The organism is Frischella sp. Ac48 (assembly GCF_019641635.1).
Lineage (GTDB): Bacteria > Pseudomonadota > Gammaproteobacteria > Enterobacterales > Orbaceae > Frischella > Frischella japonica.
This window is the reverse complement of record NZ_JAETXP010000009.1, coordinates 323,087-336,999: the sequence shown is the minus strand read 5'-3', so window position 1 is coordinate 336,999 and position 13,913 is coordinate 323,087. Positions and strand designations below refer to the sequence as shown.

The 13,913-nt window shown below is 36.5% G+C and carries 8 protein-coding genes; 3 read left to right on the top strand and 5 right to left on the bottom strand.

The annotated features are described in order from the left end of the window. Positions 1-426: 426 nt before the first annotated feature. Positions 427-1,302 (top strand): D-hexose-6-phosphate mutarotase, encoded by an 876-nt coding sequence (locus tag JMI89_RS06340; RefSeq protein WP_220679595.1) that lies wholly within the window; start codon positions 427-429, stop codon positions 1,300-1,302. A 64-nt stretch (positions 1,303-1,366) separates the two neighbouring features. Here JMI89_RS06340 and JMI89_RS06335 read toward each other — a convergent pair whose 3' ends face one another. From JMI89_RS06335 to JMI89_RS06320, 4 genes are all read right to left on the bottom strand, one after another. Continuing rightward, complete coding sequence (locus JMI89_RS06335) at positions 1,367-1,927, bottom strand: ABC-type transport auxiliary lipoprotein family protein (protein WP_187754693.1); 561 nt, start codon at positions 1,925-1,927, stop codon at positions 1,367-1,369. A 2-nt stretch (positions 1,928-1,929) separates the two neighbouring features. After that, on the bottom strand, positions 1,930-3,567 hold the full coding sequence (gene pqiB, locus JMI89_RS06330) for an intermembrane transport protein PqiB (RefSeq protein WP_187754692.1): 1,638 nt from the start codon (positions 3,565-3,567) through the stop codon (positions 1,930-1,932). A 75-nt stretch (positions 3,568-3,642) separates the two neighbouring features. Next, entirely contained in the window at positions 3,643-4,884 is a 1,242-nt protein-coding gene (locus JMI89_RS06325; protein WP_220679594.1) for a PqiA/YebS family transporter subunit, read from the bottom strand. Between the two features lie 172 nt (positions 4,885-5,056). Then, positions 5,057-6,976 (bottom strand): ABC transporter ATP-binding protein, encoded by a 1,920-nt coding sequence (locus JMI89_RS06320; protein WP_187754690.1) that lies wholly within the window; start codon positions 6,974-6,976, stop codon positions 5,057-5,059. Positions 6,977-7,450: 474 nt separating this feature from the next. On the opposite strand from JMI89_RS06320, the gene JMI89_RS06315 reads away from it, so the two are divergent. Further along, complete coding sequence (locus JMI89_RS06315; protein ID WP_187754689.1) at positions 7,451-9,661, top strand: hypothetical protein; 2,211 nt, start codon at positions 7,451-7,453, stop codon at positions 9,659-9,661. An 82-nt stretch (positions 9,662-9,743) separates the two neighbouring features. On the opposite strand, the gene JMI89_RS06310 is transcribed toward JMI89_RS06315, so the two are convergent. Continuing rightward, positions 9,744-12,155: a glucose/quinate/shikimate family membrane-bound PQQ-dependent dehydrogenase gene (locus JMI89_RS06310; RefSeq protein ID WP_220679593.1), complete on the bottom strand. Its 2,412-nt coding sequence runs from the start codon at positions 12,153-12,155 to the stop codon at positions 9,744-9,746. Between the two features lie 273 nt (positions 12,156-12,428). Between JMI89_RS06310 and zwf the strand changes: the two genes are divergently transcribed. After that, on the top strand, positions 12,429-13,901 hold the full coding sequence (gene zwf, locus JMI89_RS06305) for a glucose-6-phosphate dehydrogenase (RefSeq protein ID WP_220679592.1): 1,473 nt from the start codon (positions 12,429-12,431) through the stop codon (positions 13,899-13,901). Positions 13,902-13,913 lie beyond the last annotated feature (12 nt).

Genomic DNA, 13,913 nt, shown 5'->3' with positions numbered 1-13,913 from the left:
TATCACCATCTGGCATGATGGTGATATTAATTAGTCATTACATTATCTGCTTTTGTTTCGTGCGAACGATTAATCTCATTTTTCCTGTATAGTCATCACCGCTCTTCATAGATGTATCGTTTTAATTTGATTTAAAATACAAGGTTTAATCCATGGCATGGATTATGCTAACCCTTTAATTAAATTCAATCATAAGTAAACTATCTCTTATAGTTAAATATCACCATCTGGCATGATGGTGATATTAATTAGTCATTACATTATCTGCTTTTGTTTCGTGCGAACGATTAATCTCATTTTTCCTGTATAGTCATCACCGCTCTTCATAGATGTATCGTTTTAATTTGATCTAAAATACAGGGTTTAATCCATGGCAAAGAAAGCGTAAAATAGCGAGCAAGAAAATCCATTTGGGAGCGTATACTTATGCCTATCATTCAAGCTATTCAAAACTGTCGTAATCATATAAAAACAATTAGTCAACACATCAATCAAATTCAATTTGATGAACACGCTTTATGTGTTATTGATCATCCACTGTGCCAAGCAGCAATATCATTACAAGGTGCTCATCTTCTTTACTGGCAACCAACCGATGAAGCATCTCCTGTGGTTTGGTTAAGTGATAATGCGTTATTTAAACGCGGAAAAGCGATTCGTGGTGGTATTCCCGTCTGCTGGCCTTGGTTTGGTAACACCTTGTCACCCGCACATGGTTTTGCCCGAATAGTAGATTGGCAATTGAAATATGTCCATGAAGATGACCAAGGCGTTGAGCTACTATTATCATTGCATCAGACTGATGAAACATTACAATATTGGCCTCACGAATTTGGCTTAGAAATGCGATTTCAATTAGGTAAAACGTGCAAAGTAGAACTATCGTGTCAGGGTGATTTTTCGGCTACCAGTGCCTTACATAGCTATTTTGGCGTTAGTGATATTCATCAAGTAACCATCGAAGGTTTAGGTGCAGATTATATTGATAAATTATCGACAGTTAATCCCCCTAAAAATGTTGGTTCCATGACGTTTGATCAAGAAGTGGATCGTATTTATACTCAACCAGAACCGATTAGCTATATTAAAGATCGCCATCGTTCAATTAAGATTCAACATTTTACATACAGTGATGTTGTAGTTTGGAATCCATGGGTAGAAAAAGCAAAGGCGATGAGTGATCTTGCTGATAATAGCTATCAACATTTTGTTTGTGTTGAAACCTGTCGAATCCATCATCCGATTATGTTAACACCACAGCAATTTGCACGCTATGGGGTCGAAATTAGCGTTGAAAAGTAATTTCGGTGCCGACTAATCTGGTTATAATATAAAGCGAGCAGTATTAGCTCGCTATTATTCTAATTCAAAACTGCATACTTTTAACTAGATCAATTTCTTCTTCTTGCCAACCTTGGGATAACGCTTTAACGACAGCTAAATAACCGTCATCAGTCAGGCGAAGTCGATAATCAAAATGTTTGGTGATAACATCCTTAACCGTCGTAATCACCCAATGCCCTTTAATCACTGCATCGCCAGTATACACTCCATGAAAACTATCAATATAAAGCGTTAATGTTGCTTTGGGATTGTTAGTGGGTTGAGTCGTAAGCAAATAATTAGGCATTAAAACAGCTAAGTCTTGCACTAAACGCTGTTTGATTTGATCTGATAATGGCGTTAACCATAAATTATTATTTGCTGTAACATATTGCATATCATTGGTTTGATAAACAATACCATTTTTATCCAAATAATTCGCCACTTGAATATTATTAATCAATATTACATCTTTGACTTTATGTGAATGCAAAATATGGCTATCACTAAAATCACTCTTTAGTTGATAATAGGTTTTATTTGGTAACGAAGAAGCGCAACCAACAACTAAAAATAACATTATCAAGATAAATAATTTTTTCACGACTAATGTCCTCGCGCTTTAGGTTGTGGATCCTGTTTTTTCGGTGCTGCAAAGATTAAAGAATTACTTTTATCATTCAACGTATCAAGCACTGGTGAAAGTTGGTCCATCATACTTTCAAATTTCTGCAAATCGGTTTGTAATTGATTATGCAAGGCTGAACCGGGTTGAAGGCTTTGTAAGGTTTTATTAAGCGACTCAATAGTTGTTTTCAGCTCTTTAGGTAAATTTTGCATATCTTTACTATTAGTTATTGCCGTTAAAGATTCCAATAATTTTTGGCTCTTCTGTAATGATTGATTCAATTCATTCACGGTTTTATCTAAAGGTAATTTATTAAAATTGTCTAACGTTTGTAGCAACTTAGCTTGCAATTGGGATAGTCCTGCTGGCACTGTCATAATTGTATCATAACCAAATGCTTGGCTTTGTGTTTCGAACGGTGTATTTTGGTATTCGGAATAATAATTAAGATCAATATATAATGCCCCAGTAATAAAATTAGCTGACTTAAGCGCAGCTCTTAAGCCATTATGTTGTTCATTGATAATAATCTTGGCTAAATCGGTAGGTTGCTCTAAGACATCACTTAATCGCCCTGGTTCAATTCGAATTAAAACCGGTATATTGTGATTTGAAATGGGATTTGTAGCCAGAATTTTTCTGGTATAAAACGGAACCTGACTCACCGAACCAATACGAATACCTCGATATTCCACTGGTGCACCTACCTCCAAACCAGAGATAGAATCATTAAAAAACAATAAAAATTCATGATAATCAGTATATTGAGAATCCTGAATAGATTTTTTATTTTGATAAAGTTGATAAGTTGCGAAAGGTTTAACCGGTTCACCAAATTTAGTCCCGTCTGGCACATCAAAGCTAATTCCGCCTGAAAGTAAAACGTCAATCGAGGGAATATCTAAATTGGCACCCTGTGAAGATAATGATAAATTCACGCCACCTTCTTTCCAAAATCTCACATTTTGCGTGATCAATGTATCGTATGGCTTTGAGATAAATAATTGATATTTCATTTTGCGAGATTGAATATCAAAATCGGAAGTTTCAACGTTACCTACCCGATATCCTCTAAATAAAACAGATGCACCTCGCGGAATGACGCCACTTTGACTACTTTCCAAATTAATTCTGATTCCAGCTTCATTTGGTGCAGTTAATGGCGGTGTATCAGATAAACTAAATGGTTTATCATTAAAATCAGATTGATCCTTACCTGCTACCAGCTCAATATACACACCAGATAGTAATGTACCAAGACCAGTAACGCCTTCTCGACCAATTTGCGGTTTAACAATCCAAAAGATTGAATCATTTTTGACTAAGGGTTCCATATCTTTATTTATTCGACCATGAATAACCACTTTTTTATAATCTTTACTTAATGTTACAGATTCTACTATCCCAACATCGACGCTCCGGCTTCTAATCACCGTTTTGCCGGCAACAATACCGCTGGCATCATGAGCTAATAAAGTCACGCTCTTACCTTGTTCGGCAAAATGACTATATAACATCCATATTCCAATACCCAATGTAACAATTGGGATAATCCAAATTGCTGATATACGATCTATTTTTACCGTTTTAGCAATTTTGCGTGATAGTGCAGACATAGTTCACCTAATAATTACATTCAATACTAATAATAATGCCATTGACTGAGTTTTAATGTTTCAAAATTTACCAAATTAATGTTTATCCCAAATTAGCCGAGGATCATATTGATGTGATGCTATCATGGTAATAATCACAACCGCAGCAAAATATATGACTCCAATATCAGGGTAGACTGAAATTAATTCACCATTACGAATTAAAGTTGATATAACAGCAACGACGAAAATATCAATCATTGACCAACGTCCAATAAACTCAACCATTTTATATAATCGGCTCATTTTTATACAATCACGCTGTTTTTTTTGGTGTTTGAATAAAACAAAACAACATAGCCAACTCAGCGCAAGAATCTTTAGAACAGGAATGATGATACTCGCCGTAAAGATAACTAATGCCACTGGATAGTCACCTTCTTGCCACATATAAATTACCCCATCGATAATGGTTGAACTGGACGCAGATCCTAAAAATATAGTGTTCATAATGCCATATAGATTTGCTGGAATATAAAGAATAAGCGAGGTAATCAATAACGCCATTGTCCATTGTATTTTATCATTTTCACGCAATTTACCTTTTTGCTTACAACGTGGGCAATGACGTTGTAAAGCAGGTAAAATAGCATGACAACATAAACATAAGCGGATATTTTGTTTAATGCCAATTTTACCAGGTAACAACTTGCTATTAACAAAATTAAATGTGGCAATTTCATTCCAGATTTTTCTGGATGAAAATTCCAATGTTGATTTCAGTTGAAAAATAATAAATAAGCAAAACGCCCAAAAAGCCTGATCAATACCAATATCACCATAATTCGTTAATTTCACAAAACTTACTAATACGCCTGCCATAAAAATTTCCGGCATTGACCAATGGCTTAGCTTATCATATAAAATCATCAAGTCACGTTTACGAAATTTGGATAATGGTAAATTACTGCATACAATAATTTGAATGCTTAGCGACAAAATAGGTAGTGAGAGAACAAACAAAACAAATAAGAACATTAACGAAATATAATGATCTTCGAGTAAAAGAGTAGAGATCTCAAGTAAATTCAAATTATTAGTATTACCAACTACACGAATATGAATAAAGATAAAACTGCAAGCCAAAATCAACATAATAAGCGCACAAATCGAATAAATTAGCGTATCGCGTTTCATATGCAAACTTGCTCGCGCTAAGCGAGTATGACAGCGTGGGCAAATAGCTTTGTGGTGATTAGTGATATCCGGCAATTCACTGAGTAAATCGCAATGAAAACATAAAGCGTACTGGACCTTTGATTCAGTATTTGTTGTCATAAAATAACTTAACTTGACTCCACTCAGATTATCTTATTAATTAAGATAACCTGATTTTCTAGATAAATAAAATCACTTTCAAAATTTAATAGTAATAAAATTAATCAAAATACTGAATTATTATTTTATCTAGAATACCTTAATAACCTACTAAAAGCATTATTTAATTATTTTAGTGAGCACCATTTTTAATCCCTTCAAGTTCTTCCCATAAATTGAACGCTTGCTCTAGTGCTAGTTCATGTTCAGCAACCTCACTAAGTATTTTATTAGTTACCTCATGGGATTGCTCAAAAAAACCTGGCGCTGCAATTTGTTGTTGCAATTGACTAATTGTTTGTTCCAATTGCTCGATTTTAGCTGGTAACGCTTCAAGTTCACGAGTTTGTTTATAACTTAGCTTTTTACTATTGGATAAAGGTTTTTCCTGTCCCCCTTTTACATCCGTCTTTACTGCTTCATTTTTTATAGGCGATTGTTTGGCAATGAGTTTTGTGTTTTGCTGTTGATGATAAGCATCATAATAGCCACCGGCATAAGCAACAACCTTGCCATTCCCTTCAAAAAACCAGCATTGATTCACCGCATTATCAACAAAATGTCGATCGTGACTCACTAAAAGAACGGTTCCTTTATAGTCACTGATCAATTCTTCCAATAATTCCAACGTTTCAATATCTAGATCGTTAGTAGGTTCATCAAGAATTAATAAGTTACTGGGGTTCAGAAATAATTTTGCTAACAATAAGCGATTTTTTTCGCCACCAGATAATGCACTAACCGGAGTTCTGGCACGTTTAGGATGAAATAAAAAATCTTGCAAATAACCAAGCACATGTCGATTACGCCCGTTTACGGTGACTTCTTGTTTACCATAAGCAAGATTATCCATAACGGTTTTGTCTGGATCAAGATCGGCACGATGTTGATCAAAATAAGCAATTTCTAGTTTTGTCCCACAATGTATTGAACCGGAAGTTGGCGCAATGTCTTTTAGCATTAATTTAATTAATGTGGTTTTACCAACCCCATTGGGTCCAATTAAGGCAATTTTATCACCACGCAATACCTGTGCGGTAAAATTAGTGATTAATTTTTTACTTTCAATCTGATAACTAACATTTTCTAAGTCAAAAATGATTTTCCCAGATCGTAATGCTTCCTCAATTTGCATTTTCGCTGTTCCCATCACTTGTCGACGGTTAGCATATTCCTGACGTAACGCTTTAAGGGCTCTGACACGACCTTCATTGCGGGTACGTCTGGCTTTAATACCTTGCCTAATCCAAACTTCTTCTTGTGCTAACTTTTTATCAAATTCAGCATTTTGCAACTCTTCAACACGCAAAGCTTCTTCTTTGCCAAGGAGATATTGATCATAATCCCCAGGCCACGAGGTAATATTACCACGGTCAAGATCTAAAATTCGTGTCGCCATATGGCGAATAAATGAACGGTCATGGGATATAAAAACGATACTGCCACTAAATCCTTTTAAAAACTCTTCCAACCAAGCAATCGCGTCAATATCTAAGTGGTTTGTTGGTTCATCGAGTAATAAAAGATCGGGTTTATTCACTAATGCTTTCGCTAGTGCAGCTTTACGTAACCACCCGCCCGATAAACTGGATAGTTCAATATCAGGTTGAAGCGCAAGTTCAGATAACACATTGTTAATACGATTGTCCATTTGCCAACCGTTTTTAATATCTAACTGTTCTTGTAAACGCGCTAGTTGTGCTAATTTTTCGTCACTAGCATCATGTTCAATTAAGCGTGATAAATAATGATATTGTTTAAGTAAATCAGCAACATCTTGCAAACCTTCTGCAACAAAATCATAAATTGTTCCACCGATATTGCGTGGTGGATCTTGTTGTAAGCGGGCTATCACGATATCATTTTCAACAATCATTTGTCCGTCATCAAGCGGAATTTCTCGATTGAGGATTTTTAATAATGTTGATTTCCCCATACCATTTCGCCCAACCAAACAAACTCTTTCGCCACGCTCAATGGATAAATTGACATGATCCAGTAGTGGGGCATCACTAAAAGACAAGTATGCATTATGTAATGTAATTAAAGCCATAGATATTAATTATTTGAATAAGGATTAAACTCATGCCGAATTATGCCATGTTATTACTGACTTTACATAATAAAGTTATAAAAAATCGGATTATTTCGTTATAAATTTATACTAAAATCGATATTAAAAGAAATTCAATGGTTAAATATCATTAAAAGACAATATTAAAGACTTAAATAGGTAATAATAACTTAATTGATTAACGTATTTTATATGCTTTAATTATGATGCCAAAAACAAAAACTCTTTATAATTAATGACTTATTTTAATAGCATAAAAAAATCATCTATAGCATAATAAACTACAAAAAAATTTTAAAGACTATGTTAAAAGCAAGGTCCAAAAACATTTACTAACATGAAAATGTGCACGATGTTTTTATCACTACCTAATTTTGCTTTAAAAAGCAGGATAAGGCTTTAAATCAACTGAATAAATTTAATTGCGCTAATCAGATTAGAAAGGTAAATTGCATGACAGGAAACATAACAAAATATCATTGGAAATTTAAACGTGTTGGGGGTATAGATCAAGTTATACTTAATAGTGCTGAAGATATTGCCCACTTAGATGAATTAGATCCGAAACTTTGGGTCGCACTAAGCTGTCCTGCATCTGGTTTTGATTTTGACGATAAAACATTAGCATTACTGGACGAAGATAAGGATGATCGCATCCGTATTCCGGAAGTTATTGATGCAGTAAAATGGCTGAAAGCTCGACTTAAACGACTCGATAGTATTATTGATTGTGCAGAAGAGCTTCCTTTAGCCGCTATTAATACAGAGATTGATGACGGTAAAACACTACTAATCACGGCCCAAGCAATACTTGCAAATATTAATAAGTCTGATAAGACCACGATTTGTTTATCCGATTTAAATGCCTCGACCTTACTTAATAGTAGTAATCTCTATAATGGTGACGGAATTATTCCGATTACCAATAAAATCTCACAAGAATTACAAGACTTTATTAAAGATACGCTAAATGTGATGGGGGGGGTAAAAGACGCCAGCGGTTTAGATGGTGTTAATTGTCAAATTACACAGGGTTTTAAGCATTCGTTACAAGAGTGGATATTATGGCATGATAGTGTTGGTTCTACCACCACGCCACTGGGTGAAGACACTGCCGAAGCATGGCAATTAGTGCAAGATGTTAAAGATAAGGTTAATGATTACTTTTTGCGAATTGAATTAGCTAGTTACGCCCCCCAAGCACAAAATGCTTTAAATGTAGATGAAAAATACATTGTACCAAGTGATAATGGCTTACTTTCTGACGCTACCCTTGCAGAATTACCCTTATCAAAAGTTATTGCTGATCGACCTTTAATTCTTGATAGTGGTTTAAATCCAATATGGCGGGATAAAATAACTCGGCTAGCGCATTTAATAAAACCATTTCTTGCTAATGAAAATCAACTCACCCGTGATGATTGGTTACATGTGCAAAAATTATTATCGCCGTATGCCCTTGCCGTAACTTCTAAACCAGCATTAGCCAACGTAGATATTACAATTCAACCCAAAATGACTATCGATAAACTGGGTGAAGCTCGGATAAAAGAAATTTTAAACAGTGATTTATTTGAGCAATTTGAAAACTTAGCTGAAAAAGACAGCAAAACCCCTGCTGCTGCCGCTGATGTTGCTGATGTAGAAAAGTTAATAATTTATCACCGGCATCTTTATCGTTTATTAATGAATTTTGTTACCTTTGAAGATTTCTTTGATTTAGATACTCGTCGTGCGGCATTTCAGGCCGGACGCTTATTTATTGATGGTCGCTGTTGTTCGCTATGTATTCCGGTTAACGATATCAGTAAACATACTGTTTTAGCCAATTACTCCGAACTGTTCTTACTTTATTGTGAATGTACTCGTAAAAATCCGCCAGTAACCGGTAATCAAGAAAAGAAAACCATTGTGGCCGCCATGACTGCTGGTGACGCAGATTTCTTACTTGAAGGGCGTAATGGCGTGTTCATTGATAATGAAGGACATGACTGGGATGCGAAAGTCGTTAAGATTATTAGTAAACCAATTAGCATAAGCCAAGCCATATGGGACCCTTATAAACGAATAGGTCGTTTTATTACCGATCAAATCAATAAATGGGCCAGTTCGAAAGACTCAGCACTTATGGACTCTGCCAATAAAGCGGTGCAGACACCAGAAACCCAAAAGTTTGATCTTAGTAAAAGTATGGGAATTTTTGCCGCTATAGGTTTAGCGTTAGGTGCTTTAGGTACAGCGCTTGCTAGCATTGCCAGTTCACTTTTCCAATTAAAATGGTGGCAATTTCCTTTAGTCTTTTTAGGTATTTTTTTAGTGATTTCTGGGCCTTCCGTCGTTTTAGCCTGGATAAAATTACGCCAACGAACACTGGGACCACTGTTGGAAGCTTCAGGTTGGGCTATTAATGGACAAGTGAAAATTAATCTTTTCTTAGGTGGGCAATTAACGTCGAAAGCAGAACTACCTCCTAATGCTTCTCGAACCTATATCGATCCGATGCGAAAAAAAGTTTATAAATATTGGATCGTATTTTTCATTGCGTTAGCAATTGGAATTATAGTAAGTGGCGTATGGCTATGGCATAGTGGTCATTTGCAACAAATCATTCCTGATTTTAGCAATGAACAAACGCATCTGAGTCAATCAACCGCTAATTCTTAAGCTGAATAATGAACTAACAAGCTATCCTCATCATACATTGTTGATGAGGATAACTTTTGACAGTATCAATCGTTATTATTTATTAGTGAATTTTGCCACGAAAAACTTCATATTTACTTTTAGGTAACGCATAGGCAATAATATAATCACCCATTTTAGTACCGAAAGATCCATGACCGCCAACGACTAAAACAACATATTGGCGACCATCTTTGCCCAAAAATGTCATTGGTGTCGCTTGTCCACCGGCGGGTAACCTTACAGACCAAAGCTCTCGACCATCAGTAATGTCATAAGCTCGAAGATATTGATCCAACGTACCACTTAAAAACGCAATACCACCAGCAGTGGTCATGGGGCCACCCATAGCAGGTACCCCTACTGGGAATGGTAAAGGTATAATTGGGGTATTATCACGCGATGTACCATTCGGATGCATCCAAGTTATCCGATTATCCGCAAGATTAATACCAGCAACATTGCCCCAAGATGGCGCTTGACACGGAAACCCCATAATAGATAAAAACGGTTTTATAATCACCGCATAAGGCGCACCGCGATTCGGCTGTAAACCTGCGCCCTCAGAAGCTTGTGTTTCATCTTTTTGAACTTCAGACTGTGGAACTAATTGCGATGTAAAAGCCATATAATTAGGGCTAGCGAAAATAATTTTTCTGACTGGATCAACGGCTACGCCCCCCCAATTCATTACGCCAACATTACCCGGATAGATCAAACTCCCTTGCAATGAAGGTGGGGTATATTGTCCTTCATAACGTAAGGATTTAAATCTGATACGACAGCTTAGTTGATCAAAAGGTGTTGCTCCCCACATATCACGTTCTTGTAATGGTGGAGGGGTAAGATTGAGTCGGGAACGGGCTTGAGTTGGTGATGTCCAATCCCCTTTAACCGCACCTTGCGGGACTTTAACCTCATCAATTGGCACTATTGGTTCACCTGTTTTACGATTCAATATATATATGCTTCCCTGTTTTGTTGGTTGAATAACCGCAGGTTCAATACCATTTTGGGTTTTTAAATCAACTAATATTGGTTGTGCTGGTACATCCATATCCCACAAATCATGATGGGTAAATTGATAATTCCATGCTACCTTACCGGTTGCAATCTCTAAAGCCACTAGACCAGCAGCATATTTTTCAGTTGCGGCGGTACGATCAGCGCCATATTGATCTGGAGTTTGATTTCCTAAAGGTAAATACACCAAACCTAATGCTTCATCAACACTAGTAATCGACCACACATTCGGTGAATTACGGGTATAGTGTTGACCTTTGGCTATTGGTGAAGTGTGTTCTGGATTTCCACTATCCCAATTCCAAACTAAATGACCGTCATGAATATCAAATGCTCTAACAACACCTGAAGGTTCATTGGTTGATTCATCATCCGTCACATGACCGCCAACAATAACAAGTTGTTTTGTAACTAATGCCGGCGACGTTGAATAGTAACCGCCAGGCGTAAACGGTCCGATTCCCTGTGTCAAATCTACTTGTCCATCTTTACCAAAACTATTACACCTTTCACCATTGTCTGCATTTAAAGCAATTAAACGTGCATCAGCGGTTGGTAAATATATCCGCCGTGGACACGGACTGCTTTTTACTTTTCTCGCAATCGCATTATTCGGTGATTGTTTGAGATAACGATCACTATCGTAATATGATAAACCTCGGCATGTCATATGTGCCCAACCTTTAAATGTACCTGTACCGCCATTTGAGATAGCGGGATCATATTTCCATAGTGTTTTACCAGTTTCAGGTTCGAGTGCCAGAACCCAGCCATGAGCAGTACAGGTATAAAGTTTATCATTCACTTTTAAGGGAGTATTTTCGTTGGTTAGTTCAACTGGATCATCAGCGGTAGGTAAATCACCCGTTTGAATACGCCATACTTCTTTTAACTTGTGAATATTTTCTGGAACAATCTGATGTAAACGAGAATAATGTAATCCGGCATTCGTCCCACCATATGCTATCCATTCCTCGCTGGCTGCTTGTGACGGGTTGACACTAATTAAATCGGTATTTTCAATTTTACCATTAATCTCATTAGGAGACGTAAATAACGAAGCGATACCCACGATTGCTGTAAATATTATACTAACGAGCAGTAACCAAGAAGCAACACATGGTTTAATAATCGTTTGCCTAAGCCAAGGAGATAACAATACTAAACCGATAACAAACCATACCCACAATCGTGGTACTAATTGCCACCAATTTAAACCCACTTCCCAAACGGACCAAATTGTCGACAATCCTAGCATACCGGCATAAAGAATTAAGGCCCAGGCATTATGCTTTACCAACAAAACAGTGCTTGCCATAATAGCGGCGCCACAAAGTAAGTAATAAAATGATCCGCCTAGACTTATCAACCATCCGCCACCAATAATTAAAACCACACTTATTAACAACAAAACTAGCGAGATAAAATACAATAACATTTTGTTTTTAATCATAAAAAACACTTTCATCCTATTCCAATCGTCGTTTAAGCAGTTTACGCTAAAAAGATTGTTTAAAAAATAGAATTTATGAAAAATATCAATAAAAACAAAGAGTAATATTAAAAACATACCAGCAGAATTAGGATGTTGCCCGAATAGGTTTATCATCATCAATCATACAGATTGTTATAATTTATATAAATAACTGGATTTTTAGCGCTAAATCATCATAATTACACCATTAGATTGTAGTATGTAAATTTAGTTAGTTTTAGGAGAGTATTCATGTCCGTTGATAATATGGCAATTCCTGCCTGTGATCTGGTTATATTTGGCGCTAAAGGAGATTTGACAAGACGAAAACTTCTCCCATCTTTATACCAACTTGAAAAAAGTGGCTATCTGCCTAAAGAAACCAAAATACTCGGTGTTGGTCGTGCCGATTGGAATCAACAAGAGTATGCTAAAATTGCCAAAGAAGCATTGCAAATGTTCATGAATGAAGAGATTGATGAACATATTTGGCAACGTTTTGCTAATCGTTTAGATTTTCATAAATTGGATGTTAATGATATTGTTGCATATAAAGGATTAAAAGATAAACTTAATGATAATCGACCTGCTATCTTTTATTTTGCAACCCAGTCCACTATTTTTGGCTCAATTTGTCAAGGCTTGGGCGAAGCGGGACTTAATCAACCACAAAATCGCATTGTATTAGAAAAATCATTAGGTACTGATTTAAAATCATCGCAAAAAATTAATGATGCAGCAGCTAGCTATTTTCAAGAGTCACAAATTTACCGCATAGACCACTATTTAGGTAAAGAAACCGTACTTAATTTATTGGCATTACGTTTTGCAAATCCCATATTGTCCAATTTATGGGATCGAAACTCAATTGACCATGTCGAAATTACGGTGGCCGAACAGGTTGGCATTGAAGGACGTTGGGGGTATTTTGATAAAGCGGGTCAAATGCGCGATATGGTTCAAAATCATTTGTTGCAAATTCTTACTATGGTCGCTATGTCGCCACCATCGGATATTTCTGATAGTAGCCTCCGTCAGGAAAAAATTAAAGTATTAAATGCGTTACGACCTATAGATAAATCTAATGTTGCTGAAAAAGCCGTGCGCGGTCAGTATACTGCTGGATTTATTAATAATATCAATGTTCCAGGTTATTTAGAGGAAGATGGCGCGAATAAAACCAGCCATACCGAAACTTTCGTAGCAATTCGCGTTGACATTGATAACTGGCGCTGGGCTGGTGTTCCATTTTACTTGAGAACCGGTAAACGTTTAGCAACAAAATGTTCCGAAATAGTCATCTATTTTAAAAATCAACCGATTAACCTATTCAAAGATTATTATTCAAGTTTGCCACAAAACAAGCTGACTATTCGCCTACAACCTGACGAAGGAGTTGATATCGAGATTTTAAATAAGGTTCCCGGTTTAGAAAACCACAATCGTTTACAAACCACAAAATTGGATCTCAGCTTTAATGAAACATTCAGCCAACACATTGCCGATGCTTATGAACGTTTGTTATTGGAAGTGATGCATGGTAGACAAGCACTCTTCGTTCATCGTGACGAAGTAGAAGCTGCATGGAAATGGACTGATTCGGTTCTCAATGCTTGGGCTGAGGATAAAGAACTACCAAAACCTTATCAGGCTGGTACGTGGGGGCCAGTGGCATCAGTTGATTTAATCACCAAAGACGGTCATTCATGGAATGGCTATGAATAGAAGGATGTAGCG

Excerpts from the sequence above, each read along its gene's own strand:
- JMI89_RS06325 (WP_220679594.1), bottom strand. The coding sequence starts at position 4,884 with ATGACAACAAATACTGAATCAAAGGTCCAGTACGCTTTATGTTTTCAT.
- JMI89_RS06320 (WP_187754690.1), bottom strand. The coding sequence starts at position 6,976 with ATGGCTTTAATTACATTACATAATGCATACTTGTCTTTTAGTGATGCC.
- JMI89_RS06310 (WP_220679593.1), bottom strand. The coding sequence starts at position 12,155 with ATGATTAAAAACAAAATGTTATTGTATTTTATCTCGCTAGTTTTGTTG.
- zwf (WP_220679592.1), top strand. The coding sequence starts at position 12,429 with ATGTCCGTTGATAATATGGCAATTCCTGCCTGTGATCTGGTTATATTT.
- pqiB (WP_187754692.1), bottom strand. The coding sequence starts at position 3,567 with ATGTCTGCACTATCACGCAAAATTGCTAAAACGGTAAAAATAGATCGT.
- JMI89_RS06315 (WP_187754689.1), top strand. The coding sequence starts at position 7,451 with ATGACAGGAAACATAACAAAATATCATTGGAAATTTAAACGTGTTGGG.
- JMI89_RS06340 (WP_220679595.1), top strand. The coding sequence starts at position 427 with ATGCCTATCATTCAAGCTATTCAAAACTGTCGTAATCATATAAAAACA.